The 25500-nt window shown below is 60.7% G+C and carries 25 protein-coding genes and 2 pseudogenes; 13 read left to right on the top strand and 14 right to left on the bottom strand.

Features of this window, described 5'->3' with window-relative positions; all coding sequences use genetic code 11:
- Positions 1-4: 4 nt before the first annotated feature.
- Positions 5-388: pseudogene (locus ASE71_RS37660) on the bottom strand (TolC family protein); the annotation flags it as partial.
- A 266-nt stretch (positions 389-654) separates the two neighbouring features.
- Here ASE71_RS37660 and ASE71_RS27160 point away from each other — a divergent pair.
- Both ASE71_RS27160 and ASE71_RS27165 read left to right on the top strand, forming a co-directional pair.
- Positions 655-864, top strand: a complete 210-nt coding sequence (locus ASE71_RS27160) for a DUF2892 domain-containing protein (protein ID WP_060520293.1) — start codon at positions 655-657, stop codon at positions 862-864.
- Positions 861-1379, top strand: coding sequence for an RNA polymerase sigma factor (locus ASE71_RS27165; RefSeq protein WP_034798132.1), 519 nt, complete (start codon positions 861-863; stop codon positions 1377-1379). The genes ASE71_RS27160 and ASE71_RS27165 overlap by 4 nt, the downstream gene beginning before the upstream one ends.
- A 52-nt stretch (positions 1380-1431) precedes the next feature.
- On the opposite strand, the gene ASE71_RS27170 is transcribed toward ASE71_RS27165, so the two are convergent.
- From ASE71_RS27170 to ASE71_RS37150, 6 genes and pseudogenes are all read right to left on the bottom strand, one after another.
- On the bottom strand, positions 1432-2817 hold the full coding sequence (locus ASE71_RS27170; protein WP_060520294.1) for a sensor histidine kinase: 1386 nt from the start codon (positions 2815-2817) through the stop codon (positions 1432-1434).
- Complete coding sequence (locus ASE71_RS27175) at positions 2817-3488, bottom strand: response regulator transcription factor (RefSeq protein ID WP_060520295.1); 672 nt, start codon at positions 3486-3488, stop codon at positions 2817-2819. Before ASE71_RS27175 ends, ASE71_RS27170 begins: the two co-directional genes overlap by 1 nt.
- Before the next feature lie 436 nt (positions 3489-3924).
- The gene (locus ASE71_RS27185; protein WP_244496902.1) at positions 3925-4770 is read right to left on the bottom strand and encodes a DUF3313 domain-containing protein; all 846 of its coding nucleotides are present in this window, start codon (positions 4768-4770) and stop codon (positions 3925-3927) included.
- 476 nt (positions 4771-5246) lie between these two features.
- A complete protein-coding gene (locus ASE71_RS27190) occupies positions 5247-7364 on the bottom strand; it encodes a carboxy terminal-processing peptidase (RefSeq protein WP_060520297.1) in 2118 nt (705 codons plus the stop codon).
- Between the two features lie 129 nt (positions 7365-7493).
- Complete coding sequence (locus tag ASE71_RS27195) at positions 7494-7847, bottom strand: helix-turn-helix transcriptional regulator (protein WP_082566415.1); 354 nt, start codon at positions 7845-7847, stop codon at positions 7494-7496.
- Positions 7839-8157 (bottom strand): annotated as a pseudogene (locus tag ASE71_RS37150) (ArsR/SmtB family transcription factor); the annotation flags it as partial. The gene ASE71_RS27195 and the pseudogene ASE71_RS37150, both read right to left, overlap by 9 nt.
- Before the next feature lie 176 nt (positions 8158-8333).
- On the opposite strand from ASE71_RS37150, the gene ASE71_RS27200 reads away from it, so the two are divergent.
- Together ASE71_RS27200 and ASE71_RS27205 are read left to right on the top strand one after the other, a co-directional pair.
- Positions 8334-9035, top strand: coding sequence for a DUF899 domain-containing protein (locus ASE71_RS27200; RefSeq protein WP_060520299.1), 702 nt, complete (start codon positions 8334-8336; stop codon positions 9033-9035).
- A 199-nt stretch (positions 9036-9234) separates the two neighbouring features.
- On the top strand, positions 9235-10713 hold the full coding sequence (locus ASE71_RS27205) for a hypothetical protein (RefSeq protein ID WP_060520300.1): 1479 nt from the start codon (positions 9235-9237) through the stop codon (positions 10711-10713).
- Between the two features lie 103 nt (positions 10714-10816).
- Here the strand turns inward: ASE71_RS27205 and ASE71_RS27210 are convergent, their stop codons facing one another.
- Complete coding sequence (locus ASE71_RS27210; protein WP_244496899.1) at positions 10817-11401, bottom strand: DUF1801 domain-containing protein; 585 nt, start codon at positions 11399-11401, stop codon at positions 10817-10819.
- Between the two features lie 581 nt (positions 11402-11982).
- Here ASE71_RS27210 and ASE71_RS27215 point away from each other — a divergent pair.
- Positions 11983-12612, top strand: coding sequence for a flavodoxin family protein (locus ASE71_RS27215; protein WP_034798119.1), 630 nt, complete (start codon positions 11983-11985; stop codon positions 12610-12612).
- A 30-nt stretch (positions 12613-12642) separates the two neighbouring features.
- On the opposite strand, the gene ASE71_RS27220 is transcribed toward ASE71_RS27215, so the two are convergent.
- Both ASE71_RS27220 and ASE71_RS27225 read right to left on the bottom strand, forming a co-directional pair.
- Positions 12643-13077, bottom strand: a complete 435-nt coding sequence (locus ASE71_RS27220; RefSeq protein WP_051659405.1) for a winged helix-turn-helix transcriptional regulator — start codon at positions 13075-13077, stop codon at positions 12643-12645.
- 116 nt (positions 13078-13193) lie between these two features.
- A complete protein-coding gene (locus ASE71_RS27225) occupies positions 13194-14096 on the bottom strand; it encodes a LysR family transcriptional regulator (RefSeq protein ID WP_060520301.1) in 903 nt (300 codons plus the stop codon).
- A gap of 166 nt (positions 14097-14262) precedes the next feature.
- Between ASE71_RS27225 and ASE71_RS27230 the strand changes: the two genes are divergently transcribed.
- The 5 genes from ASE71_RS27230 to ASE71_RS27250 all read left to right on the top strand — a co-directional run bounded on the left by ASE71_RS27230 (position 14263) and on the right by ASE71_RS27250 (position 19952).
- Entirely contained in the window at positions 14263-15468 is a 1206-nt protein-coding gene (locus ASE71_RS27230) for an MFS transporter (protein ID WP_060520302.1), read from the top strand.
- Positions 15469-15759: 291 nt separating this feature from the next.
- A complete protein-coding gene (locus ASE71_RS27235; RefSeq protein ID WP_060520303.1) occupies positions 15760-17100 on the top strand; it encodes an ABC transporter substrate-binding protein in 1341 nt (446 codons plus the stop codon).
- Positions 17101-17167: 67 nt separating this feature from the next.
- The gene (locus ASE71_RS27240) at positions 17168-18199 is read left to right on the top strand and encodes an aldo/keto reductase (protein ID WP_034798112.1); all 1032 of its coding nucleotides are present in this window, start codon (positions 17168-17170) and stop codon (positions 18197-18199) included.
- On the top strand, positions 18196-19140 hold the full coding sequence (locus ASE71_RS27245) for a carbohydrate ABC transporter permease (protein WP_060520304.1): 945 nt from the start codon (positions 18196-18198) through the stop codon (positions 19138-19140). Before ASE71_RS27240 ends, ASE71_RS27245 begins: the two co-directional genes overlap by 4 nt.
- Entirely contained in the window at positions 19137-19952 is an 816-nt protein-coding gene (locus tag ASE71_RS27250) for a carbohydrate ABC transporter permease (protein ID WP_060520305.1), read from the top strand. Before ASE71_RS27245 ends, ASE71_RS27250 begins: the two co-directional genes overlap by 4 nt.
- Positions 19953-19969: 17 nt before the next feature.
- On the opposite strand, the gene ASE71_RS27255 is transcribed toward ASE71_RS27250, so the two are convergent.
- Together ASE71_RS27255 and ASE71_RS27260 are read right to left on the bottom strand one after the other, a co-directional pair.
- The gene (locus ASE71_RS27255; protein ID WP_244496903.1) at positions 19970-20809 is read right to left on the bottom strand and encodes a DUF3313 domain-containing protein; all 840 of its coding nucleotides are present in this window, start codon (positions 20807-20809) and stop codon (positions 19970-19972) included.
- 225 nt (positions 20810-21034) lie between these two features.
- On the bottom strand, positions 21035-22231 hold the full coding sequence (locus ASE71_RS27260; protein ID WP_244497392.1) for a sensor histidine kinase: 1197 nt from the start codon (positions 22229-22231) through the stop codon (positions 21035-21037).
- Here ASE71_RS27260 and ASE71_RS37155 point away from each other — a divergent pair.
- Positions 22230-22367, top strand: a complete 138-nt coding sequence (locus ASE71_RS37155) for a hypothetical protein (protein ID WP_244496901.1) — start codon at positions 22230-22232, stop codon at positions 22365-22367. The genes ASE71_RS27260 and ASE71_RS37155 overlap by 2 nt on opposite strands.
- A 4-nt stretch (positions 22368-22371) precedes the next feature.
- On the opposite strand, the gene ASE71_RS27265 is transcribed toward ASE71_RS37155, so the two are convergent.
- Entirely contained in the window at positions 22372-23043 is a 672-nt protein-coding gene (locus ASE71_RS27265; RefSeq protein WP_034798107.1) for a response regulator transcription factor, read from the bottom strand.
- Positions 23044-23305: 262 nt separating this feature from the next.
- On the opposite strand from ASE71_RS27265, the gene ASE71_RS37460 reads away from it, so the two are divergent.
- Positions 23306-23428, top strand: coding sequence for a hypothetical protein (locus tag ASE71_RS37460; RefSeq protein WP_255382254.1), 123 nt, complete (start codon positions 23306-23308; stop codon positions 23426-23428).
- Positions 23429-23538: 110 nt separating this feature from the next.
- Here ASE71_RS37460 and ASE71_RS27270 read toward each other — a convergent pair whose 3' ends face one another.
- Positions 23539-23871, bottom strand: a complete 333-nt coding sequence (locus ASE71_RS27270; RefSeq protein ID WP_034798100.1) for a hypothetical protein — start codon at positions 23869-23871, stop codon at positions 23539-23541.
- A 397-nt stretch (positions 23872-24268) separates the two neighbouring features.
- Between ASE71_RS27270 and ASE71_RS27275 the strand changes: the two genes are divergently transcribed.
- On the top strand, positions 24269-25459 hold the full coding sequence (locus tag ASE71_RS27275; protein ID WP_060520306.1) for a DUF882 domain-containing protein: 1191 nt from the start codon (positions 24269-24271) through the stop codon (positions 25457-25459).
- The last annotated feature ends 41 nt before the right edge of the window (positions 25460-25500 follow it).

The following is a 25500-nucleotide window of genomic DNA, read 5'->3' on the forward strand; positions in this document are numbered from 1 at the left end:
ATGCCTCGGTCGCCTCGAACAGGATGTTCTGCTCGGTGTTGCGGGTGTTTTCCTCGGCGGCGCGCTGTCGCGCCTTATTGACCTCGACATTGTTGGTCGTCTGCAGGCCGTCGAAGACGGTCTGATCGAGAACGATACCAAACGTGCCGCGATTGGTCGCCGCACTGGAATTGTACCCGATCCCGCTGCGCCAGGTGATTTTCGGATGCATCGCCGACCGTGCGATGTCGATGTCGTACGCGCTCGCGCGCACTCCGGCCCGCGCTGCATTGAGCGTCGGGTTGTTGTGGTAGGCCTTCGCCAAGGCACTTGAAAGCGGCTCGGCATGAGCCTCAGCCATGGCAATCGGCGCAATCATTGCAACCAGGGTCACCAGTATTCGTTTCATCGAACAGGAATCTCCGTTGGGAACCCGGATGGCTCGCAAGCGAGATAATCCGGATCGAGGGCACGGAGACGCTCGGCGGACGGCGTCAAGGGACGGCCAACGGCCGAACAGCACTTGGCCGGCGCCATGGCAGAAGTACAGCGGCCCAAATTTGGTATCGATGGATCAGCCGTCACGAAAAAAGTCGTGCCGTCGCGAATCCTTTTCCGGGTTCCGCGCCTCTTGTGACTGAGACGATGGGTCTCGGTTTGCACCGGAGGTGTTGCATGACATTTTTTCGCAAGAATATAGGTAAGGGGCAGCAGATCGTGCGGATTGGACTTGGGGTTGGCGCGGCTGTGATGGCATACAGTTTCCTGAGCGGGTGGATCGCCCTCTTGGTGGGCGTATCGGCCCTCACCTTCGTCCTCACCGGCCTCATCGGCTATTGCCCGGCCTGCGCCGTTGCCGGGATCCATGATCGGATCAAGCCATGAACACAAAGGCGGTGACGACTGAAACTTTCGAAGCCGCCCGCCACGGCGATCGCAATGCGATCGTCCGGCTGCTCGAGCGGACGCAGCCGGATATTCGCCGATATGCCCGAGCAACCTGCCGGACCGCCGATGTCGACGATGCGACACAAGAAACGCTTTGGCTTCTGTCGCGCCATGTCGGCGCGATCCGGGCACTCGCGACCCTGTCGAACTGGTTGTTCAGCGTGGTGCGGCGGGAGTGCCTGAGGCTCGCCCGACGTACCGGCATGATCGCCGCCGTAGACGAGGACGCACTTGAAACAAGTCTGGTGCAGCGGCCCGAACATGTGTTGCGGCTTGATCTGGCAGCGGCCTTCGAGGCTCTGCCGCCGCACTATCGCGACGTGGCTCTGATGCGCGACCTCCAGGAGATGACGATCGACGAGATCGCCGCGGCTCTCGATCTTTCGCGACAGGCAGTGAAAGCGCGGCTGCACCGTGCACGCCTGCTGTTGCGCGAATATTTGGCGGAGTGAGCGAGCCGAAGAGATTGTGCGCGAGCGGCTTCAAGGAACAATGGCGCGGCTATCACGAAAACGCGGATTCCTTCGCAGTTTTCGGAAACGCCAGATCGACGACCAAACCGCCGTTCGCTGCTTCTCCGAGCGCCACGGAGCCGTTGTGTGCCGTCATAATCTGGGCAACGATGGCCAGTCCCATGCCTGTTCCCTCACTCGCGCTGGTATTGCCCCGCACAAACGGCCTCAGCATTTTCTCGCGCTCCGCGGCCGGGATTCCTGGGCCCTCATCGCTGACCCGCACGATCCGGGCTTGCAGAACCTCGACTACAAGCACTTCCGTTCCGCGTGCGTGTCGCATCGCATTGATGATCAAGTTGTCCAAGGCCAGGCGAATGGCCGGTTCGGAACCGGGGACAATGACCCGCCCCTCTGCTTTGAACTCGATGTCCATGCCCTGCTTCATCACGGATGGCACATGCTCGGCAATGGCCGCGCGCGCGATGGCTGCGAGATCTACCATGGTGAAGGTCAGCGCCTGGCCTGACAAACGCGCCAACTGCAACGATGTCGTGACGATTGATGCAAGCCGCGCCGTGTCGCGAACAAGGACCTCCCGCACGTCCGGGTCCTGAACAAGGTCGAGCTTCAACCGCAATTTGGTCAGCGGCGTCCGCAATTCGTGGGATGCGTTGGCAAGAAAGTTTCGCTGCGCTTCGAACGCGTTGTCGATACAACCGAGCGCCGTGTTGAACGCGGCAACCATCGGCTTCAGTTCTATCGGAGTGTCGCGATCCGATATCCGGCGACCATTGGGAAGCCCGTCGATCTGCTCGGCTGAATCGACAACCCTTCTTACAGGGGTTGCGATCGTGCGCTTGACAGCAACGACAGCGATCGTGGCCGTGGCAACAAGAACAATACCCAGAAGATGGTAAAGCCCCTGCGGCCAAATTTCGCGCAGGACCACGAGCAGCGTTTCAGCATTCGAAAATGTCACTCCGCCGACCACAACGAGTTTGGGTGGATCCTCCGCGTTCAGTTTTCGGAGCCCGAGAAATCGCTGCTGGCCCGCCATGTAAGAAAACTCAGAGGAAAATACCTGGGGAGAGGTCGTATCGATGATGTCTTGAACCGATGCCGGCACGGCGCCGTGTATGATGTTTTGGGTTCCGTCACTGACAAAGTACCAGAATTCGGACTGCTCTTCAGAAAGCCTGATAATCTTTTCCGCAATTACGCCTTCGACCTCGAGCACAAACTTCCCGGTGTGATCGTAGCTCACACCATCCTGGAGAAGTTCGACGACACTTTCGACTGCGATTTTTTTCCTGCTCTGCCCATCCGTCAACAGGAACACCGCGACGGTGAGGACGGTGCTGATCACCATCATCAGCGCCATGCCCAAGATGAGCACGATGGCCACCGGAAAGGCGATTGAATTCGGACGCCTCATTACTCTTGCACCAGCATGTAGCCGATGCCGCGAATGGTCCGGATCGTTGCGCTGCAATTGCCCTCGCGCAGACGCTTGCGTAGCCGCGAGACATGGGAATCGAGCACGTTGGACTCGATCTCCTCGTCGATATTGTAGACGGCAGCTTCAAGATTGTCGCGCTGCACGACGCGCCCTGCCCGCCGGATCAACGCTTCCAGAACGGCGAGTTCGCGTCTCGGAACGCTCAGCGCGTTCTCACCGATCATGGCGGATCGATTGATGAGATCAAACGATAGATTGCCGAATTGCGTGCAGCCGGTCTCGTCCAGGCTGTAGCGACGAAGAACCGCGCGCGCCCGTGCAATAAGCTCCATAGGCTCGAATGGCTTGCCGACATATTCGTCTGCGCCCTTGTCGAGCGCAGACACGATATCGGTCGGATCGTCCAATGCCGTCAGAACGAGCGTTGCCGGCCTCGGGCGGAGTTGCCGCAGCGTCGGCAGCAGCGACAGGCCGTCACCATCAGGTAGGTTGCGGTCGATGACCACGAGATCGAACTTGAAGGTAAGCAGTGCCGCCTCGGCATCCGCAAGCGTTTCGAATACATCCGCAACGCCGATCGCGGCTTCCAGCATGGTCTTGAGCGAAGACGCCAGCTCACGATCATCTTCTACGATCAGAATTCGCATGTTGCCTGCCAGTGTCGACTAGAATTGAGTTTTGAAGATGCGAATATTCATGAAGGAAACAAAAGAGGATTCTAAACAACACGACGTAAGTCAGGTCGCAATCATCCCAATCGAAACAGCCCTATCTAAAACATCCGGCATCCCTGCGGAATTACTCGTAAGAATACATGGGAGGATCGTAATCGCGTCCTCTACGGCGTTCATCGGACATATCAAGACGTTGCACGCAATTAGCATGAGCATCGGTTCCCGGCACGAATCCGTACTCGGCACAACGGTTTCTGTATTCTACGGTTTCGCATCCCGCCAGCACGATCAGCAGGCCCGCTGCAATAAAAAGACGCATAAAATGACCTCGGTTTATTTCTCGTTTTGTCGATGCCTGGATCCCATTGCCACCTTGCGACAATGTTACGAGACACAAGCGTAGTCCGCCTCAGCGGCTGCCAATGGAAGGGATTGTTTTTTCGGCAGAAACGGCTGTTCCGGTTGCCGCGACGGCGAGCTTGCCTCCCCTGTCCGTCCAGGACGGCGGCGCTCCGATGGAGGCGCCGATCATGCCGACCACACCCGGCGCACGCCCGAAGTCCTCACAGATCGCAGAACCGGGTTTCCCACCAAGCGACGTGCGAATGTCATAAACGGACGGCAAGTACAGATCGAAATCTCCAGGTTCTTTGCCGGCGACGACCATTCTTGAGAAATCCTTGCCGAAAGCCGCGGCCAGGTCATAGGCGTCACCAACCTGCGAAACGCGCGCTTCACTCGTAAACGAGTTCGCGCCCTTCGACCAAACGATCGCCGCCGTTTGTTTGCCGGTTCGATCGACGGCCTCCGCTTCGACGGCCAGCCCGCCGAGCCCGAAGGGCAGTCGTGGTATGCCGACCGGCAAGGCAAGCGAACTGCCGATGGAAATCGCCTTGCCGGCACCAGCGACGGACGGCTCGGTCGGGACAATGTCGGTAACAACCGTTCGGACCGTCACATCTGCGGGCGTACCGAACGGGACGATCCGATACTTCTCGCTCATTGTGATGCAGATCGCGCGGTCAATCGCGTTCGTTACCAGCAGGCGGTCCTTCTGCTTCTCGACACGCTGCAGCGCAGGCGGGGCCAGAGACGTCGGCGCGATGCTCACCGTTTTGACGTCCTTCAGGCCATCCTTGCGGAAATAGACTCTCTTCTTCTCGAACTTCCCCTTCGGAGCACTGAGGTTGCTGTAGGAGGTAAGCGTTCCTGCTTCCTTCAAGGGAACGGTCGTACATCCCCCAAGAGTGAGCATGATCGGCACTATTCTTGCGATTCCCCGCCCCCCTGCCACGCCCCTTCTATGGCTGTTTGTCTTCTCATTGCATGTCATTCGCCCAGAACCCTCGTTGTCAAAGACGAGCGCCGATTGGGGTCCTGCACCTTGTGAAAACATTACGAATTCAGCTCAAACGCGCTGACTACCATTTGAATTCAATATCCGGGAAAAATCAGGTCTCTGACAGCGTAATGTTCCTGCAAAAGAACAATAGGAAAAGGATGTACGGTGATTTTACGCGGAGCACATTGATGTACCTTTTTATGTTTTTTAGCGCGATAATCGTATTCAGCATTCTGTTCCTGAGCGCATACTCCATTTACTCGCAGCTCAGCGACGCCAACGATATTTTATAGGCTTGTACGTCTGCCCTGAGTGCTGGACACAAAAAAGGTCGACAACGGAGTGCTTTGTCGACCTTTCCTCAGGTACCCGCGCATCGGCCGAGCAGACTACTTTCCGGTGGCGCTTGCCGGTGGCTGCGTGGCTGCCTTCAATCCACCTTCCTGCAAATCCGCCTCATCGGCCAGAATGGCGGTCGCCTCAGCAAGGAGAACGTCCTTTGCGTTCTTGCGGGCGTTTTCCATTGCGATATCGGCACTCAGGCTGCGTTCGTCCGCATTCAATCCATCGTCCTCACCGGTATCCTCGCCATCGCTTCCCTGGGCTCGAGCCTTAAGACGATTTTCGCGATCCTTCATTTCCTTGCGACGTTCGGCTTCGTTGAGGGAGACAACGCCTTTTTCGCGTTGCGCCTTGATGTCGGCGATGTCTTCGAGGAGGCGCTGGAAATCGGGGTCGCTTGCAATGCGCGCATTATGGCGGTCCTGCAGTGCCGGCAGCAGCGCCGTGACGGTATCGGCCGGCGTATAATCCGCAGGCTTGATCTCTGACCACGGCAGGGCGTTATCATAGCTCGTCTCGCCAAAGCGCGTCGGGTCGGAAAGCCCCGGCAGACTGATATCGGGCGTTACGCCGTGCAGCTGCGTAGTGCCGCCATTGACCCGGAAGAACTGGGCGATCGTCACCTTGAGTTCGCCAAACGCAGGCTTGCTGTTGCGGACCATCTGGTCGAGGTCGACGACGGTTTGAACCGTGCCCTTGCCGAAGCTGGGCTCGCCGATGACGACACCGCGGCCGTAGTCCTGGATGGCCGCAGCAAAAATCTCAGAGGCCGAAGCCGACCCGCGATTGATCAAAACACCGACAGGCCCTGACCAGAGAGGCTCAGGAAACTCCGAGCTTGTCACCACGACCTTGCCGTCGCCACTGCGTTGCTGAACGACCGGTCCAGAGCCGATGAACAGGCCGGTCAGGGCAATCGCCTGGTCCAGCGAACCGCCGCCATTGTTGCGAACGTCGATCAGAACGCTGTCGACCTGTTCCTGCTTCAGCTCTTCGAGAAGCTTTGCGACGTCGCGGCTCGCGCTGCGATAATCCTGCTCTCTTTTGCGCCGGGCTTCGAAATCCTCATAGAAGGCCGGAAGAGTGATCACCCCGATCTTGCGGGTGGTATCGCCCGCCTTCACAGACAGAACGCTCTTCTGCGCCGCCTGCTTTTCGAGGCTGATCTTGTCGCGCACGAGGGTGACGATGCGATGGGCGGCGTCTGCTCCCGCATCGGCCGGCAGGACGTCGAGGCGCACGACCGACCCCTTCTTCCCGCGGATCAACTGCACGACTTCATCGATGCGCGTGCCGACCACTTCCTTTATCGGGCCGTCGTGACCCTGCCCGACGCCGGTGATGCGGTCTCCGACCGCAAGCTTGCCGGACAGCTGCGCCGGCCCACCAGGCACGAGCTCGCGGATCGTCGTGTGGTCGTCGCGTTCCTGCAGCACCGCGCCGATCCCAACCAGCGAGAGCTTCATGGCGATATCGAAATCGGCCGAAGCGCGGGCGCCAAAGTAATCCGTGTGCGGATCGACCGACGTCGTGTAGGCGTTCATGAACGACTGGAAGACGTCGTCGCTCTTGTACTTGGAGGCACGCTCGAGCGCGTTTGCATAGCGCTTGTCGAGCGTTTCGCGAATGGCCGCATCAGTCTTGCCACTGAGCTTCAAGCGTAGCCAGTCGCTTTTCACGCGCTTGCGCCACAGCTCGTTGCTCTCGGCTTCCGACTGCGGCCAGGGCGCCTTCTCGCGCGACAGGGAATAATCCTCCTGCTTCGTGAAATCGAAGTCCTGCTTCAGCAGCTCGCGCGCGTAGTTCATGCGGTCGACGACACGCTTTCCATAGACGTTGAAGATCGCAAACGGGATCTTCAGGTCCTTCTTCTTGATGGCGTCGTCGATCTCGTTGCGGTCAGGTTTGAAACTGTCGATGTCGGCCTGCAGGAAGAGCCCACGATCCGGATCGAGGGACTCGATGAAGCTGTCCATGATCTTGGCCGACAGGGCGTCGTCTAGGGGAACGGGCTTGTAGCTGTAGCGCGTCAGAAATTTTGCGCTCAACTGTGCGGCCTGTGCCTGCTGCTTCAGCGGCTCCAGAACAGGAGGCGAGGCAACGTCGGCATAGGCGGACGGCGCGATTGCAAGAAATGCACCAAGGAAGACGTATGAAATGCGCATTCAGCGTTGACCCAATTCTTAATGCCGAGTGTCGAAGAGGGATCTAGGTGAAGCAATTATGGCTTTTTGGCAACCGGATTGATCCGACGCCGAGGCCGGCCTTACGTCAAGGCAGGCATCCGCCCGGGACTAATGGAGCGAGCCTGCCGCCCGGAATTCGCCCGGCGCCATCCCGTAAGCGCCCGTGAAAAGTCGGTAAAACCTTGCAAGACTATCGAATCCGCAGGCATAGGCGACCTCGGTGACGGGCAAGGCGGGCCGCTCGACGAGAAGCCGCCGCGCCTGCGAAGTCCGCATCGATGCCAGCGTGCGAGCGAAGGTCAATTCCGCGTGTTCGAACAGGACATGCAGCTGGCGCACGGAAATACCGAGCTCGAGCGCGACCTTTGCCGGCGTCAGTTTCTGCTGGTTTTTGTCGCGCGCCATGATCTCTTCGGCGGCATAGCGCAGGCCCGAACGAAGGGCCGCACGCACCTCGGGCATACCGGGTTTCAGTCTGTCGAGAATGGTCACCGGGTGGGCGGCATGTTCACTGATCCAGCGGCCGTGAATGCGCTTGATCGGCAGCGCATTGAGATAGTTCCAGCGCTCTCCTGCCCGGCTGACGATGATCAGGTCGGCCTCTTCCAGCACCTTCAGATGCTGCATGATGGTACAGCGATCCATGTCTGAAAAGGGCGGCGCAGAGCATGCCGGTGGTCTGCGCCTCGCCCTTGAGGCGATCGAGCATGGCCCGCCGGCGTGGATGGGCCAATGCCGAGAAAACCAAGACTTCTTCCCGCTCGCTTGACATGTTATTGTTTTACAACATATTGACGCCAGATGGGACGGAGACCGCGCCGGTAAGATCGGATTGAGAGCTTTTCGGGAGCAATCGAACCGAGCCGGTTGGCTGGACGTCGCCGACCGGAGTTCAGCGTTGCAACGATGCCCCCACGCAAGTTGCCCAAAAAAGGGAGATCATTGAGAATGTTGCCTAAGATAGTTTCAATTGATGAGTGGCAAGCCGCAATCGAACAACAGATTGCCAGGGAGAAAGCCCTCACCCGCGCACGCGATGACTTGAGCGCCGAGCGACGGCGCTTGCCGATGGTCAGGATCGACAAGGACTATTCGTTCGAAGGCCCCACGGGCACGTTAAGCCTTGCCGACCTCTTCGATGGTCGGCGGCAACTGATCGTCTATCACTTCATGTTCGCGCCCGGATGGAAGGCGGGCTGCGACGGCTGTTCCTGGGTCGTGGACGCGATGACCCACCCGGCGCATCTCAACGCACGCGATACGTCCATCGTGCTGATCTCGCGCGCGCCGCTCGAGAAGCTGCAGAAATATCAGGCCCGGATGCAGTGGCAGCACCCGGTCTGGTACTCGTCCATGGCGAGCGACTTCAACCACGACATGGGGGCCACGGTCGCCGACCCGGATGACCCGACCAGGACCAGCGAGCGTCATGGCGTCAGCGTTTTCCTCAGGGACGGCGACGATATCTACCGCACCTATTTCAACGGTGCGCGTGGCGTGGAGTATCTCGGCAGCATGTGGACGTATCTGGACCTGACGCCCTACGGTCGCCAGGAAACATGGGAAGTGTCTCCCGCGGGATGGCCACAGACCGAACCCTACGTTTGGAACCGGCGCCACGACGAATACGGGACCGAACCGGCCTTCTGATTTTCCCCGGCGGCGAGCATGGAATTGTCGTGCTGCCGTTCCTACGTCTTGTCTTGCCGATCGTCCGACCTCCGTCATTGCTGCGGGCCCGAACAGGGCTCGGGCGCGATGCTGAAGGAATATCGCCGGCCCTGGCTGGAGCGCCGAATTTGTGGATGGACGCGCCTTGAAGAGGGGCGCTGTTGGGGGCCGTCAATCGATGGGAAACGAGACTCAAATCGGCAAGGAAGGTCCGGCGCCGAGAGGCAAGAGGTTTTGGCGGCGGCGCGGCGTTCGGATTGCATCGATCGCGCTTGCCGCCTTGCTTTTCCTGCTGGTCGCGCCGCTTGCGGCTATTCTCTATCCGACGCTGAAGAGCTATCCCCGAAGCGACTTTCCGGCCGCGACCTTGCAACTGGAGCGCAACAGGCAGGACCTTGCCCATCTGCGGCGCCTGATCGAGGTCGACCGCAGCTTCTCGCCGACCGCCCAGGTCGCGTTTGCCGATGCCCTCGAAGTGACCGAACAACGGGCTGGTGATCTCGACCGCGCCGGTCTGGCGATCGCGGCTGCAAAAGCGGTCGCGCTCGCCGACAATGGGCACACCAGCGTGGTCGGCCTCGTCGGCGGCCACAGCTTCAATGCGGTTCCCATCCGGCTTGGCTGGTTTGCCGACGGCCTGTTTGTGATCGCCACGACAGGCGAGCAATCGCACCTTTTGGGCGGAGAGATCCTTGAGGTAAATGGAAGAGCGACGGAGGCCTTTGTCGATGCGCTTCGGCCCTATTTCGGCGGCCCCGCCAATCTCGCCAAGGAATTCGTCCCGAATGTCGCGATTTCGCCGGAATTGCTCCATGCCGCCGGCCTTGCCGAAAGCCCGCAGGAAAGCGCCTATTTCATCCGTCGCGAGGATGGAAGCGCTGCGCAGATCGCTCTTGTCGCCACGTCCGGTGCGCCGGAACCCTTGAACGCCCATGTCTGGCCACGACGCGATTTCAGTCCCTTGTCACAGACCGGTCGCGGCGCCGGGTGGCGGCACGTGCTCGACGATGTCACGCTACCGGCCTATCTCACGCGCCCCGACGCCAATGTCTGGCACCACTATCCCTTGCCCGATCTTCTCTACATCCAGATCAACCGCATCAGGGATGCGACGCCGGAGGGCCTGTCGCAGGGGCTCGCCAAGGTGCTGGACGAAGCTGAGAAAAAACCGATACGCAATGCAGTCGTCGACCTGCGGTTCAACAATGGCGGCAATTACGAACTGACCGCCGATTTCTCGCGAAGGCTCCCGGCCATCCTGCCGCCGGAGGGACGCCTGTTTGTGCTGACCAGCGCGAACACGTTTTCGGCCGCGATCAGCACGGCGGCGCGACTGAAGTACTTCGGCGGCCCGCGCACGGTACTTGTCGGCGAGCCGATAGGAGACCGGCTGCAGTTTTGGGGCGAAGGCGGCCGCACGGTTCTGCCGAACTCGAAGATCACCATCCGTTACTCGACGGCCTATCACGACTGGGAACACGGTTGCAGCCTGTCGGAGATCAGGACCTGTTTCCTGCTGAATTACGTCTACGACGTCCCGGCAGGTCCCCTTCAGCCAGACGTCGCGCGCTCCACGAGCTTTGCCGACTATGCCGCTGGCACCGACCCGGCAATGGCCGCCGTCATGAAGATACTCATGGTGGGCAATGCCGATTGAGAAGCAGGTTGTGGGGAGGCAAGGCCGCGGCCGTACACCGCCGTGGCCGCTGACATCCGTTGGCCCGGCCATTCCCGGCGGCGAAGGATCTGCGGCGACGCTTTTACATCTTCTCGCCCGGCAGTTCGCTGGCCTGCTTGACCCAATCCATGAACTGCGCCTCGTCGAGTTCGTCCGTCTCATAGATCTCGAGATAACGAACATCCGGCTGTTTTGAGGTGCCGGGAGGTAAGGGGCTGAATTGCGCCCCGCGGAAGAAAGCAACCTTCACGTATTTCGTCATGCAATGAAAACTGAGGAACCAGACATCCTTTTCCACGCCATAAAAGGGAGAGTTCCACTTGACCGCTTTTTCGACGCCGGGAACGGTCTTGACGACCAGCCGGTCCAGCCGCTTGCCTAGATCGCTTTTCCACCCCGGCATCGCAGCGATGTACTGCTGCACCGGCGCATCTCCGTAGCCCTTTGCGATCTGCGGATTGCCGCCGGTTAGAAGGACGACGCCATCGGCCGATTTTGTCGGCGGCGTCTTGCGTCCGATCTTTGAGCGTGGCGCAGGGGAAGCGGCTTTCGGTGCGTTCTTTCCGACTTTCTTCTCAGACATCCCGGACCTCGACTGTTCCGTCAGTTCGTTCAGGGTCGGATCCACCGTGATGGGCGCGGAGCCCCATGCCAAATGGCTAAGCACGATACATAGCCATCCAGCTATGCATCGGTCAAGAATAAACCTCCGGTGTCAGCTGCATTGCGGGCCGCAACTCGATCAGAAAGCCGCTTCGCCAAGTATTGGCCATCGGCACGGCATCCCTCCACAGCCGTAGGGTCATGGCATGCAAACGGTCCGGATCCCCTTGCGATCCCGACCTGTGCAGCAGCGGCTCTCGTGACGAGCCATCATTCGGGATCTCGAGCGTGCTCTCCACCAACACCTTGACCGCCGGACAACACCCATGCCCAAACGGCTGTAGACCTGCTGAACTGAAAAGACGCTCTGCCGACACGACTGCGCGCGCTGTTGCAGCCTGCTCCGGTCGATTTGCCACGTGGGCCCAAGGCCACGGCCGCGATCCCTTGCCACCAGCATGCGCCTCTACCCGGCATGTGCCGAACTGGCCGTCGCGGCCCGAACCGAATAGCGAAAGAGCGAAAGCACCCGCAACATAGGCACCCCAAGGTGCGTACTTGTAGGTGGCCCTTGCGCCCGATAGGCCTGCAGCCAAGCCCTGGAGTTTGCCTTTCCAGGTTGTCCGCTGCTTGAGGAAGATATCGATGAAGGCAATGGTTCTCTGCTCCAGCCCGCGGCGCGATGGAAACTCGACGACGATGGCGAATGCCGTGGCCGATGGCCTGCTTGAGGCGGGCCACGAGGTCGAGACCGTTCACGTCGACGACGTCCTGTCGGCGCTGCTTAGAGACTGTCGCCAATGTCGTATGCCGGATGGCGAATGCGCGATCGACGACGGTTTCCGGCGGGCGTTCTTTGGTTCCTACCTTCCCGCTGACGGCTTTGTCGCCGCAAGCCCGATCTACTGGTATGGCGTCTCTGCGCAGTTGAAGGCGTTCTTCGATCGAATGTTCTGCTACGTCGCCGCGTCGCATCCACAATCGGCGTCCGTTGTCGCGCAGATGACTGGAAAACGGATCGGCCTCGTCCTCAGCTCAGAAGAGACCTACCCCACCGTTTCGTCCAGCCCGCAGCATCAGTTCCAGGAATTCAGCCGCTATACGCGTTCGACCTTCGTCGGCGTCGTTCATGGCCATGGCAACGCACGCACAGATATTTGCCGCGATCCGAGTGACCCGATCGGACGGGCACGCGTGTTCGGTCGGAATTTCTTCAGCGCTCACACCTCCGACTACCAGATCGACACGCCGCGATCAGGTCGCGTCTGGGCGTGAGCCGTCTTGCGTGCGCGCAATATCTTTCGGCTAGGCCAGGCGGACCTTCCGCCGCCTGGCCGCCTTTGCCTCGCTCGCGGCCGCATCGTATTGCTCCCTGAAGTAATCAAGCTCCGGAAAGTTCCGCTCCGCCCATCGGTCGAGGCTGATGAGCGTTTCGCTGAGAGACAGGCCGACCGAGCTCAGACTGTACTCGACATGGGGCGGGTTCGTCTGGTGATCGTGACGCTGCACCAACCCGTTGCGCTCGAGGTCCTTCAACGTCTGGGTCAGCATCTTTTGCGAAATGCCCTCGATCTTGCGCAGCAACGCGCCATTGCGCATCGGGCCCGCCGCGAGCGCCGACATGATGAGGATCGCCCATTTCGTCGATATCAGTTCGAGCGCATGCCGAGCCGAGCAGGATGCGTCGAACACGTCGGGATTGCTCGCAGGCGGGGCTCCAGCTTGCGGGGGCAGTTTCATCATCACCTCAAGGACATGCCGTTGCGGCCGCCGCTCTTCACGCCTCACAGGTAGTGCGCGTGATCGCGCCCCACAAGTTGCGAGTAGCACAGCCGAAGGCATGAGGGCGCGCCGGGCTACGCCCAGGGCGCACCGGCCGCCCATTCCGCTCGGATGGCCTCAATAAAAAGGCGGACCTTTGGAGAAACGTGCTTTCGTGTCGGATAGACGACGCAAACAGGCGGCTCGTCGCGTTCGAATTCTTCGAGCAGGGGGACAAGCCTGCCTTCCCTGATGTCGCGGCCCACCAGGAAGGCGCCGAGTTGCGCAAGGCCCGTTCCGGCGAGGCAAGCGTCGCGAATGGCCTCGGTGTTTCCGAGACGCAAGTTTCCCTGAACACCGACGTCCCGGTCTCCGCCGCCGACCCTGTAATGCCACGGTACCGGTCCGCCTGCGTGCTTGAACCCGATCCTGTCGTGGCGCGTCAGTTCGTCGATGGTGCGCGGCGTTCCGCGCCGCTTTAAATACTCCGGCGCAGCGCAGGTTATGAGCCGATGAGAGGCCAGGACCCGCCGCACGAGGCGACTGTCGGTGGGCCCGCCGATACGAACGGCAACGTCGATGCCGTCGCCGACGATGTCGCGATACTCATCCGAAAACGAAACCTCCGCTTCCACCTCGGGCCAACGGTTCAGGAAGCGCTGGAGAACGGGCAGAATGTGCAGCCTACCGAGGGCGATCGGCACATCGATGCGAAGGCGCCCTCTTGGGGCCTGGTGCCGTTGTGCCAAGGCGAACTCCGCGTCGTCCACTTCTGACAGGATCCTGATCGCATGCTCGTAGAAGAGCTGGCCCTCCTCGGTGAGGCTGACGCTACGCGTTGTTCTATGGATCAGCCGCGTTGCCATATTGTCTTCAAGACGTGCGACACATTTCCCGACCGCGGAACGGGAGAGGCCGAGCCGTTCCGCCGCCAGGGTGAAGCTCTGGTCATCGGCGACACGAACAAAGGCGCGCACATCGCCGAGATGGTCCAGCATCGCAAGATCCTATTGGGGACGATTCGTCCCTTTTGTTTCCATAAGGCCGAAGTTTATCTGAATATCGGAAACAGTAAAGAATGCCTCGCAACGTCCCGGCAACGGGACATGAAGGATTGGCTGGGCGCCACAACGTGCCTCGCCCCAGAATGAAAGAGGCAATTAGATGAAACTCCAGGAAAAAACCGACGGACTCCAAAGGAAGGGAGGCCCTGACCGGGAGAATTGGCTACCGGTCTATGCCGCCGGCCTGTCGACCTTTTGCGTCGTGACGACGGAGATGCTGCCCGTTGGGTTAATGACGCCGATCGCAGACGACCTTCAAACGTCGATGGGGACCGCCGGTTTGACGCTCTCGCTGCCGGCGTTGCTTGCCGCGCTCTTTGCGCCCACCGTGGTACTCTTGGCCGGCAGGATCGACAGAAGGCGCATCCTGACCACCCTTCTCTTGCTGCTGGTTGTTGCAAACATCATTTCGGCGCTGGCCAGTACGATCGGTTTGCTCCTGGCGGCGCGTATCATTGTCGGCCTTTGCATGGGCGGCATCTGGGCCGTTGCCGGAGGCCTTGCGCTACGGCTGGTTCCGGGCCGATCGATCGGTGTCGCAACGGCGATCATTTTCGGCGGCGTTGCAGCAGCTTCGGTTCTTGGCGTTCCGGTCGGAGCCATGATCGGTGACGCGGCGGGCTGGCGCTTCGCGTTTGCCGCGATGGCGGTCTTTTGTGCGATCGTGCTTGTGGTCAATCTCTTTGCGTTGCCTGCGCTGCCCGTCCACCAGTCCGTCCGGCTCAGCCAGTTTGGCCATCAGCTCTTGAACCGCCGGATCCAGCTTGGTTTGGCGATCACGTTCCTGTTCGTTGCGGGGCATTTCATGGCCTACACCTTCATACGTCCGCTTCTCGAAGTTGTTTCGGGCATCGGCACACAATGGGTCGGGCTCATGCTGTTTGCCTATGGAGCCGCTGGTATTGGCGGAAACTTTGTTGCTGGCCCTGTCGCCGCCAGGCGTACCGGCGCGACCTTGTTGTGCATTGCCGGTGCCCTTGCTGCTGTCCTCTTCGGCTTTGCTCTCTTCGGAAACTCCGCTCTTGGCGGTGCGGTCGTCCTCATCTTGTGGGGCATCGCCTATGGTGGCGTCTCGGTCTCATTGCAAACCTGGATGATGAAGTCGGCACCCTCCGACATCGAAGTCGCAACGGCGCTGTTCGTCGCAATCTTTAATATCGCCATTGCCGCCGGATCCTTTGCCGGCGGTTGTATTGTCGATCAGTTCGATCTCGGCACCAACCTGCTCGTAGCGGGCATCCTGCCTTCCCTCGGAATTCTGCTCGGATTGAAAGCGCAACGTCTGGCCACTGCTAAGGTTGACTGATCATCGGACATATATCGAGCGGATCGCACTTACCATCTGTGCGCAACCGGATGGACCGGGACGGCTTTCGTCCCGGCTCCGGCGGATCAGGAACAATCGCTTGAGGAAATTCCTACTCCGGCCGGGAGGAGAGCAGCAAAATCATTCCGCAATACTACATAAAATACATAGACGATATGTGTATGAGCCCAGGATTCTCACGCATGATGCTGGCAACAACACGTGCGCCGGACCCGTTCCGCCTGCAACGAATGACAACGCCGGCCAGCCCAGCTTTCGACGGAGGATCCCATGTCCAGTTCCATTTTCGGTCAGGCCTATCGCCGCCGCAGCGTGCTGAAATCGCTCGCGGCTGCCGGCGCCCTGCCCTTCATCGCGCCACTTGCCTCCTCGACGGCCCTTGCGTCCGGCAACAAATATGCCGGCCGCACGGTCAATCTCCTGATCATCCAGCCGCATGTCGTCACGGGCAAGAAAATTGCCGAAGATTTCGAAAGGCTGACCGGAGCCAAGGTCAACGTCACGGCGGTGCCCTACGACCAGGTCAGCGTCAAGGCGACGCTGGACGTGCAGTCGGGCGCCAACCAGTTCGACGTCATCGACTATTTCTATACCTACAAGGGTCAGCTCGCCGAAGATGGCGTGATCGAGGACGTGACCGATCTCATCGAGCGTGACAAGGCCGAGATCCAGCCGGAAGACTTCATCCAGACGATCTACGACCAGTACACGCTGCATGAGGGCCGTCGCTATGGCCTGCCCTATGACGGCGACAGCCATCTGTTGTTCTATAACCGCGAGCTGTTTGATCGCTACGGCCTGAAGGCGCCGGCAACCTGGGACGAATACAACGAGAACGCCAGGGTGATCACCGAGGCGGAAAAGAAGAACGGCATCTATGGTGCTGCGGTTCTGGGCGCGAAGATCCCGGTCATCATTCTTTCCACCTATGCCAACCGGCTCACCGGCTTCGGCGGCAACTTCTTGAAGGCGGACGGCACCTCGGCGCTCGACAGCACCGAGGCCGTCGAAGCCCTGAAGTCGCTGCTTGCGTCGGCTCCCCATGCGCTGCCGACCCCACTTGAAACCCGCTTCGAAGAAGGGCTGCCCGCGTTTCTCAACGGCAAGGCTGCACAGATCGACTTCTGGACCGATCTCGGCGGCTATGCACAGGACCCCAAGGGCTCGAAGATCGTCGACAAGTGGGGGGTGACGCGCATTCCCGTCGGCGGCAGCAACAAAACACCCCGCCTCGCCTTCAATGCCGGCTTCGGTTTTGCGATCACCAGCGGATCGAAAAACAAGGACGTCGCCTGGGACCTGATCAAGCTTGCGACCGGCAAGGACTACCACCAGGAGCTTCTGGCGCTCACCGGCTCGGGCATCGACCCGGACCGCCAGTCTGGCTTGAAATCTAAGAATTTCAGAGACTTCCAGCCGTTGGTGCAACCGCTGCTCGATGATGGCGCATTGGAAAACAGCCTGGCCTGGCCGACCGCCGTCTATGCGCCAAAACTCGAAAATGCGCTGACCGACGAACTGGCCCTGGCGCTCGCCGGCACCAAAAGCGCGGAACAGGCGATCGCCGATGCCCACCAGGCCTGGACCGAAATCATCGAGACCAACGGCTGATTGCTTGCGGGGTGGCGCTTCCTCCCGGCGCCGCCCCGCCACTTTTTTTGAAACGAGGCAAAAGACCATGAGCGCAAGATCCTTGCCGAAACGCAGGCTCGGCCGAACCGATTTCGACATCACGCCCGTTGGCTTCGGCGCCTGGGCCATCGGTGGCCCCGATTGGGGCTGGGGATGGGGAAGTCAGGACGATACCCGGTCGATCGCCGCCATCCGTCATGCGGTCGAGCGCGGCATCAACTGGATCGACACGGCACCCGTCTATGGTCTCGGCCATTCCGAACAGATCGTGCGCGAGGCGCTTTCGACCATCCCACGCTCCCAACGTCCGTTGATCTTCACCAAGGCCGGGCTGATCTGGGACCCGGACAACCGCAACGCCCTTCCCGCCCGCATCGGCAATGCCCAATCCATTCGCCGCGAGCTGGAGGCTTCCCTGAAGCGGCTCGGCGTTGATGTCATCGACCTCTACCAGGTGCACTGGCCTGCCAATGACGGCACGCCGGTCGAGGAATACTGGGCGACTTTTGCGGAGTTGAAGAAAGAGGGTAAGGTACGGGCCATCGGGCTTTCGAACCACGATCGGGCGCTTCTGGAGCGCGCGGCAACGGTGGCGCCCGTCGATGTGGTGCAACCGCCCTTTTCGGCAATCAAGCGCCAGTTCGCCAGAGCAGACCTGCCGTGGGTGCAGGCGCATGGCAGCGGCGTCATCGCCTACAGCCCACTGCAATCAGGCCTGCTCACCGGCGCCTTTACGCCGGCGCGCGCCCGGGCCCTTCCGCACGACGATTGGCGATCGCGCGACGAGGAATTTTCGGGCGAAGCGCTTCACCGCAACCTGGCCTTTGCCGAAGGCTTGAGGCCGATTGCCGCGCGACACAAAACGACCGTCGCTGCGATCGCTGCGGCCTGGGCGATTTCCTGGCCCGGCGTCACCGGTGCCATCATCGGCGCGCGCGAACCGCTGCAGATCGACGGTTGGATCGATGCCGCAACCCTTGCGCTCACGCCCAGCGACCTCGACGATATCGAGGACATGTTGCTGGCCACCCGGGCCGGCAGCGGGCCGACACGCCCGGATCTGGCCGAGGCCGCATGACCACCTTTGCCGTCGAGGTGCTGGAACCCGCCGGCGCGGCGGGTGTTGCCGGGCGCGACCACGCCTTTTGGGCGCGTCTCGCACGGTTGGCCTGGATCGCACCGGTCCTCGTCGCGCTGATCGTCACGACGCTCTACCCGACTGTCTTTCTGCTGGCGCTTGCCTTCAGCAAGAGCACGCTTGGAAAGCCGTTCCGCGGCTTCGTCGGCATCAAGCACTTCGCAACGGCGCTTCAGGATCCGATCTTCCTCGCGGCCATCGGCAGAAGCGTCGCCTATGCACTTGCCACCTCGCTGGTGCAGCTTGCGCTCGGCTTCCTGATCGCGCTGCTTTTCACTTCCCTGTTGAAGGCCGGCCGCTTTTTGATGAGCCTCGTTCTGCTGCCACTGATGACCCCGCCGGTCATGGTCGGCATCGCTTGGAAGCTGATCTTCGCGCCGGCAGGCGGGCTCCTGAACGGTACCCTGATCACCTATGGCTTTATCTCCGAGCCGATTTCCTTTCTTGGTCACCCGACGCTCGCCTGGCTGGCGATCGGCGCCGCCGACCTCTGGCAATGGACGCCATTCATCGTCATTCTCTGCTTTGCGGCTCTTTCCACGGTACCCGACAGCGTTCACGAGGCAGCGCTGGTGGACGGGGCCAATGGCTGGCAGCGCTTCTGGCACATCACACTTCCGCTGGTCGCAGCACCGCTTTCGTCGATCTATCTGCTGAAGCTCATTTTGTCGTTCAAGCTCTTCGACCTCATCTACATCCTGACCTTCGGCGGACCGGGCTTTGCGACGACATCGGCCGGCTTTGCCATCTATCGGCGGGCGATCGAACAGTTCGACGTCGGCCGCGCCGCGGCCGAAACGATGATCTATGCGCTTGTCATCGGGCTTGTGACCTTGCCCGTCGTACGGCTGCACCAGCACTTCGAAAGGCGAGAGCTGTGAGACCCGCCGCGCGACATCTGTGGCTCGGCCTTGCGACAGCGCCGGTCGTCAGCTTCTTTGCCTTGCCTTTCCTCTTTCTCATCGCGGTTTCCTTCAAGACGAAGGACGACGTGCTCAACGGACGCTTCTGGCCGACGATGCCGACGCTCGCCAACTGGCCGGCGGCCTTCGACGCGGCCAACATCCTCGGTTTCATCCTGAATTCCGTGATCGTGTCGCTGGTTTCGGGCCTCGTCACCATCGCGCTGGCGCTGCCGTCGGCCTATGCCGTCCTGCGGCTGAAGATCGGTGGCAAATGGCTGTCGGACGTAACGCTGTCGAGCTACATGGCGCCGCCGATCGTAGCGCTGATCCCGCTGTTTTTTCTGCTGAAGACAACCGGACTGCTCGATACGCGCGCCGGCCTGATTCTCATTTATGGTTTCGCCAACGTGCCGGTCGCCTTCTGGCTGCTGATGCCGTTCCTGCGCCGGATGCCGATCGAGATCGAACAGGCAGCGGCGATGGACGGCGCCGGTCCATTTCGCACGCTGCTGCAGATCGTCGTGCCGATCATCGCGCCCGGCATCGTCGCGACCTTCATCATCGTCACGGTCTTGTCCTACAACGAGTTCCTGTTTGCTTCCGCCTTCACCTTCTCCGACGCCACGCGGACCTTGCCGGTGGGCATCTCGCTCTTCCAGGGCGACCGTCTGGTGAATTTCGGCCAGATGGCAGCCGCCTCCCTGGCAGGCATCGCGCCGGTTTATCTGGTCGCGCTGTTCATGCAACGCTACCTCGTGGGCGGGCTTGCCCATGGCGGGGTGAAATAAGGATCGCCAACCGCAAGCTATCGCGCAATAGGAGAGTTGAACGCTTGTTGCGCCGCAGCTTTTGGTTTCTTGTCGGTCCATTGAGGCGGCGCGCGGTATTTGGCTGCTATCGCGCCGACCAGGCCCGGTGCCCGACCGAAGGCATCGCATGCGGCATATTTGGGTTTGCCACCCAACCAGGACTGCATGCGTTGCCGGGTCGGCAGCGAGATATTCAATGCCTTCGGCTCCTTGCCGGAAATCAGCACCTGCGAAAACGCGTCGGCGAATTTCGTCGAAAAGCTATAGGCGTCGCCAACTTCCGAAACACGGGGCTTGTCGAGGATCGAATTTGCACCACGCGCCCAAAGCATGGCGGCACTTTGCAGACCGCTGGCATCGACCGCTTCGGCCTCTACAGCCAAGCCTCCCAGGCCGACAGGCAATCGCGGCACGCTGACGGGCAGGACGAACCCCGTACCAATGGTGATGGCCGTGGAAACCCCTGCGAGCGCCTTGTCTGTCGGGACAATATCGGCGATCACGGAGCGAACCGTCAGATCAGCAGGCTGATTGGCAGGAACCATCTGGTACCTGTCGCTGAGCGCGACGCAGAGCGCCCGATCGAGAGCGTTCGAAACCAAATCGCGATCGGCATCGGACTTAATCTTGGAGGCGGCTGCAAAGGAAAACGTCGTTGGCGCGATGCGGACGGTTTTCACGTCGACCAGACGTTGTCCATCAACGTAGAGGCGTTTCTTGGCCACCATGCCTTTCGACGGACCGAGCTTGCCATAGGAGGTCAAAGTCCCCGCCTCCTTCAATGGAACCGATTGGCATCCGACCAGGGTTGCCGAGAGTAGCCCTGCCAGCGCCACCGCGCCGGCCGGGACGAGCGATGAAGAAACCCAGGCAAGCGATTGAATAAAATATTCTTTTAGCACGTTTAATGATCTCCGTTGACATGCAACGGCGACCTTGGGGATGGACAATTGCTACAGAATTACAAGCAGGTTAGAGCTGACACCGAAGGGATGGTGTCTCGAAAACCCTTCAAGCATGGGCGCGGCGGTGACCGCGACCTAAATCCACGCCTCTCGCGGTCAGAGGTGGACGACCACCTTGGTTCCGCTCGCTGAACTCGTGAGACTGACACGCCCCCCGTGGTTTGAAGCCACCTGTTTTACAAGGCTCAAACCAAGACCCGCGCCCGTGTCCTTGGGAGAAACCCTGTAAAAGGGTTCAAAGACGAGTTCCTGATGCTCGGCAGGTATGCCCGGTCCTTCGTCGGAAACTTCCACGCGCCCATCGCTTGAGACCAAGACGGCAATCATGCCCGAATTGCCGCCGTGATCGATCGCATTTCGGACGAGGTTCGTGACCGCGCGCAACACGGCAGGTGGATTGCCCTTTCGCGCAAGCGTCTCCACGTCACTGTGGAAAGACACCTGATAGCCACCCCCTATCGCCAACGGAGCGAGATCGGCAACCGCCGATCGCGCGATGTCAACCAGATCCATCGGCTCGTCCAGAACGAGCGCCTGGTCGTTGCGCTCGAAGTCCAGAAGCTGCTCTGCCGCTTCTGCGAGCCGGGCGACATCATCCATCAGGCGCGTTCTCTCCCGGCCATCAGGCATGCCATCGATGCGCGTCTGCATGATCGCAATGGGGGTTCGCAGTTCGTGAGCCGCATCGATCAGGAAGCGCCGCCGCTTTCTGGACTCGTCCTCGAGACGCTCAAGTGCGCCGTTGAATGCGATCAGAACCGGGGCGACTTCGTTCGGGATTCCCGCGAGCGGAAGGCGCGTCCCGTGGCGGCGCGGATCGATCCGCGATGCTTCGTCGGCAACCTCGCTCACCGTCGCGAGAGCACGCCCGACGATGTGAGGAACGGCAAGAAAAATCGCCGGGAGAGCACTGGCGATCAAAGACAGGTAGATTGGATAGGCCTTCGCCAAGAGAGCCAGGGCACCCCAACCCTTGTCCGCCACGCCGCCAAACAGAATCCGGACTTCGCCAGCCGGCGTCTTCGCGTTTTCGATCGTCGCAATCTCGCCAGTGGTTGCGGCCCCCCTGATATCCGCTTCGTCGAACAGGTGGATTACCGAGGGCAGCGCGGCATAGGCGGGCGGAACGGATCCATAGGACGCGAAGGCACCGCTGGTGGTGGCGACTACGAACCACAATGCGCTGTTTTGCGCCTTGAGCGTCGTCAGGTCATGGGTCTCGGAAAGCTGCAGTTGACCATCGCTTCCGCGGCCTACGGCACGGGACACGACCGAGACGACCGTCCCCTCCATGGCCGTGTTCGGCGACATGATCGTGGTTGCCCAGATGCAGAGCCCGATGATCACCGAGGCAACGACGGCGATGATGACGAGGCTCAATTGCCAGCTGAGCCGCCACCAGAGCGACGGATTGCGTCCCGTCGTCTGACCCATCACTCTTCCTTCAGGAGGTAACCGACCCCACGGATGTTGTGAATCGAAACTCCGGCCCCAGCATCCGCCAGCCGCTTGCGCAGCCTTGAAATGTGGGCGTCGATCGCGTTCGACTGGATCTCTTCTTCGTAGTTGTAGACCGCTGCTTCGAGCGTCGAGCGGAGAACGGTTTTGTCCCGGCGCCTCGCAAGGGCCTGGAGCACGAAGAGTTCGCGCCTTGGGACGTCAAGCTTCACGTCATCGACGGTCACGGTGAGGTTCAGCGGATCGAGCGCCATTCGTCCCACCTTGATCTGAAGCTCAGCAAGCGCAGCCGGACGGCGCAACACGGCGCGCAGGCGCGCCATCAGTTCTTCGACGAGAAAGGGTTTGCCGAGATAGTCGTCCGCCCCGGTGTCGAGACCTTCAACCCGTTCCATCGGCTCGTTGCGTGCCGTCAGGACGATGATCGGCGCGTCTTGGCCAATGCGGCGCAATTGCGGGATGAAGCTCAGCCCTTCACCGTCGGGCAGGCGGCGGTCGAGAAGAATAGCGCCGTAGTCATTCTGACGCGCAAGTTCGGCTGCATCGGCGAGATGGGTCGTATGGTCGATGACGATGCCATATTTGCTGAGCGCCACAGCCAGTGCCGCCGCCAGCTCCCTCTCATCTTCGATCAGTAGTATCCGCATCGGCACCCCATGGCTTCGACCTTTCGAATCTGCCGCAAGAATTACAGCAGCATTACGGAAACCACGGGGCAGTCGAACGTAACACTGCTGCAATCGTTCAGAGCTAGCACACGCATCGAGCCGACCTCGCTCGTATCAGCAGTGATAGGCGCGGCCTTCAACGAATCGGAAAGGCAGGGAGCATGACGACGTCACAAGTGGAGTGCCCTCCCGGGTCGGGATTGAAAACTGTTAGTTCGCGCCATGAGCATAGGGCCGCTCGATGACCCGCGGGCCCCTGCTGCGCTTCCTCATACGCTCGATCCTGTCGGCACTTTTCCTCGCAGCCTTCCTGGCTGGCCCGGCGATCATTCTGATCCTGACGTCCGATCGAATTGCGATGTAGCGCGCCAACGGATCAGATCCCCGACGTGGCGATCTGGTCGATCCAGCCAGTCAAAACGTCGCCGCGCGGATTGACGGCGGACAACAATGTTCGAACTGCTTCGGGCCCATTCACGACCCTTGGTTGCCATCTTCGCCGGATGTGGGTGCCGGGGTGTTCTTCGCTTCCATCGCCGCTTCGATCTGCCTGATGACCTTGACGGCCTCCTGGAGGATTGCCCGCATCTCATCGTCATAGAGATATACCGGCATGCCGCCGGCGCGGATGATGTCCATCGTTTCGGCAGACTCGCTGAGGCGATTGGGCTGCCCGAGCAGCTCCCAACCTTCCTTGATCGCGACATAGGCCCGGGAGACAAGACGGAGCTTTTCGCCCTCCGTCAGCATGTGAACGTCGCGCGCGGCGCGGGTCAGTTCGGCGATGACGTCTTTCGTGCTTTTCATGGGACACCTTGGCTACGCAAGTACCGCGGTGCAACCGACCAATCCATTCATGGTAACTAATGTATAGATTGAGGAAAACAAGAGCCAACACCTTCACGTAAGGGCAAGCCGAGGCCCTGAAATCCATGCACCTCGCGGAAATTCACCACCGAGGACGCACGTCGGATGGCATCAACCGCTTCTTAATCCTTTGTTGACCATAATCTCCGTCGAAGAGCCGAGCCGCCGGCCGTTGCCGCCGGTGGATTGTACCTCGATTGAATCGGAAGCCGCTGTGTCTGAGTATCCTGTAACTGCGTATCCAGAGCCTGCCTCGCCTGCCATCGTCAGAGGCGTGAAGCGTATTGCCCGGTGGGCCGCTCGAGCGGCCGCCATCACCGCCCTTGCAGCATCCGCCATGACTTTCACCAGCACGGCGTCGTCGGCGGAAGTCCGGTCGCTGAAACTGTTCTTCACGCACACCGGTGAACGCGCGACGATCACCTTCAAGCGGGACGGCAAATACGACCAGAAGGGGCTCGCGCAGATCAACCGTTTCCTGCGCGACTGGCGCAGGAACGAGCCCGCCCGTATGGACCCGCGTCTTCTCGATCTTGTCTGGGAGGTCTATCAGCGCGCCGGTGGGAAGGACTATATCAACGTCGTCTCGGCTTACCGCTCACCCGCCACCAACAGCATGCTGCGCGGCCGCTCCCGCAGCACCGGGGTCGCCAAGAACAGCCAGCACATGCTGGGAAAGGCGATGGACTTCTATATTCCGGGCGTGAAGCTCACCCGGCTGCGGGAAGTCGCCATGCAGATGCAGGTCGGCGGCGTGGGATACTACCCGACGTCAGGATCTCCCTTCGTACATCTCGACGTCGGAAACGTACGGGCGTGGCCGCGCATGTCGCGCCAGGAACTCGCGCGTATATTCCCCAAGGGGCAGACACTCCACCTTCCGGCAAGCGGCGGGGCTTTGCCGGGGTATGACCAGGCGATGGCCGACTACAAGCGACGGGTCAAGGCCACCTCGATCGTGGCTGCAAACAGCGCCGGCCCAGCCAAACTGAAGGGCGGAGAACCGGCCGGCAACACGCTGTTGACCGCGATGCTTCCCACGCGCAAGAGCCGCGGTGAAGAAGCCCTCGAGCTTCAGACCATGCGGAAGGAAGCAGCCGAAAAGTCGCCGTTCTTCGACCTTGCGGCGATCACCGTGCCGCTGCCGACGCTGCGCGCCACGGCTACCGCCGCGACCGTGACGCCCGTCCCCACGCCCGAGCGGGCGCTACCCACAAACGTCTCGGCTTTCATTCCCTCCTCGTCGTTCAAGGTTGCGCTTGGCGTGGGCATGATGCGCCATCCAGCTGCAGGCGAAAGCAGCCTCACCGGCCCGTCGCCTACAAATGCCGAGTGGACAATTCGCGACGCCGCACTCTTCAAGTGGGCGCTTGCGCCGGCCAAGGAGCTTGAGCGTCTGGCACTTCCGGCGAACCTGGAGCTCTCGGTGGCAAGCGCCGACGATACACCGCGCGTTCTAAAGCGGGCGTCCCAGGCCGGTAAGGAAAACAAAAGCTTCAACAAAGAGCGCTTCTGGTCGGACGGTTGATGCGGCAAGCACCTGTCAGCATCTCGGCTTAAGGTTCGACC

The organism is Ensifer sp. Root954, assembly GCF_001429005.1.
GTDB classification, from domain to species: domain Bacteria; phylum Pseudomonadota; class Alphaproteobacteria; order Rhizobiales; family Rhizobiaceae; genus Ensifer; species Ensifer adhaerens.

Coding starts and splice junctions, on each gene's coding strand:
- ASE71_RS27220 (WP_051659405.1), bottom strand. CDS start 13,077: ATGAAACTGCCCCCGCAAGCTGGAGCCCCGCCTGCGAGCAATCCCGAC.
- ASE71_RS27195 (WP_082566415.1), bottom strand. CDS start 7,847: ATGCCCGAGGTGCGTGCGGCCCTTCGTTCGGGCCTGCGCTATGCCGCC.
- ASE71_RS27215 (WP_034798119.1), top strand. CDS start 11,983: ATGAAGGCAATGGTTCTCTGCTCCAGCCCGCGGCGCGATGGAAACTCG.
- ASE71_RS37155 (WP_244496901.1), top strand. CDS start 22,230: ATGGCCGTGTTCGGCGACATGATCGTGGTTGCCCAGATGCAGAGCCCG.
- ASE71_RS27265 (WP_034798107.1), bottom strand. CDS start 23,043: ATGCGGATACTACTGATCGAAGATGAGAGGGAGCTGGCGGCGGCACTG.
- ASE71_RS27175 (WP_060520295.1), bottom strand. CDS start 3,488: ATGCGAATTCTGATCGTAGAAGATGATCGTGAGCTGGCGTCTTCGCTC.
- ASE71_RS27230 (WP_060520302.1), top strand. CDS start 14,263: ATGAAACTCCAGGAAAAAACCGACGGACTCCAAAGGAAGGGAGGCCCT.
- ASE71_RS27270 (WP_034798100.1), bottom strand. CDS start 23,871: ATGAAAAGCACGAAAGACGTCATCGCCGAACTGACCCGCGCCGCGCGC.
- ASE71_RS27200 (WP_060520299.1), top strand. CDS start 8,334: ATGTTGCCTAAGATAGTTTCAATTGATGAGTGGCAAGCCGCAATCGAA.
- ASE71_RS27225 (WP_060520301.1), bottom strand. CDS start 14,096: ATGCTGGACCATCTCGGCGATGTGCGCGCCTTTGTTCGTGTCGCCGAT.
- ASE71_RS27275 (WP_060520306.1), top strand. CDS start 24,269: ATGACTTTCACCAGCACGGCGTCGTCGGCGGAAGTCCGGTCGCTGAAA.
- ASE71_RS27235 (WP_060520303.1), top strand. CDS start 15,760: ATGTCCAGTTCCATTTTCGGTCAGGCCTATCGCCGCCGCAGCGTGCTG.
- ASE71_RS27160 (WP_060520293.1), top strand. CDS start 655: ATGACATTTTTTCGCAAGAATATAGGTAAGGGGCAGCAGATCGTGCGG.
- ASE71_RS37460 (WP_255382254.1), top strand. CDS start 23,306: ATGACCCGCGGGCCCCTGCTGCGCTTCCTCATACGCTCGATCCTGTCG.
- ASE71_RS27245 (WP_060520304.1), top strand. CDS start 18,196: ATGACCACCTTTGCCGTCGAGGTGCTGGAACCCGCCGGCGCGGCGGGT.
- ASE71_RS27205 (WP_060520300.1), top strand. CDS start 9,235: ATGGGAAACGAGACTCAAATCGGCAAGGAAGGTCCGGCGCCGAGAGGC.
- ASE71_RS27190 (WP_060520297.1), bottom strand. CDS start 7,364: ATGCGCATTTCATACGTCTTCCTTGGTGCATTTCTTGCAATCGCGCCG.
- ASE71_RS27170 (WP_060520294.1), bottom strand. CDS start 2,817: ATGAGGCGTCCGAATTCAATCGCCTTTCCGGTGGCCATCGTGCTCATC.
- ASE71_RS27165 (WP_034798132.1), top strand. CDS start 861: ATGAACACAAAGGCGGTGACGACTGAAACTTTCGAAGCCGCCCGCCAC.
- ASE71_RS27240 (WP_034798112.1), top strand. CDS start 17,168: ATGAGCGCAAGATCCTTGCCGAAACGCAGGCTCGGCCGAACCGATTTC.
- ASE71_RS27260 (WP_244497392.1), bottom strand. CDS start 22,231: ATGGAGGGGACGGTCGTCTCGGTCGTGTCCCGTGCCGTAGGCCGCGGA.
- ASE71_RS27185 (WP_244496902.1), bottom strand. CDS start 4,770: ATGCTCACTCTTGGGGGATGTACGACCGTTCCCTTGAAGGAAGCAGGA.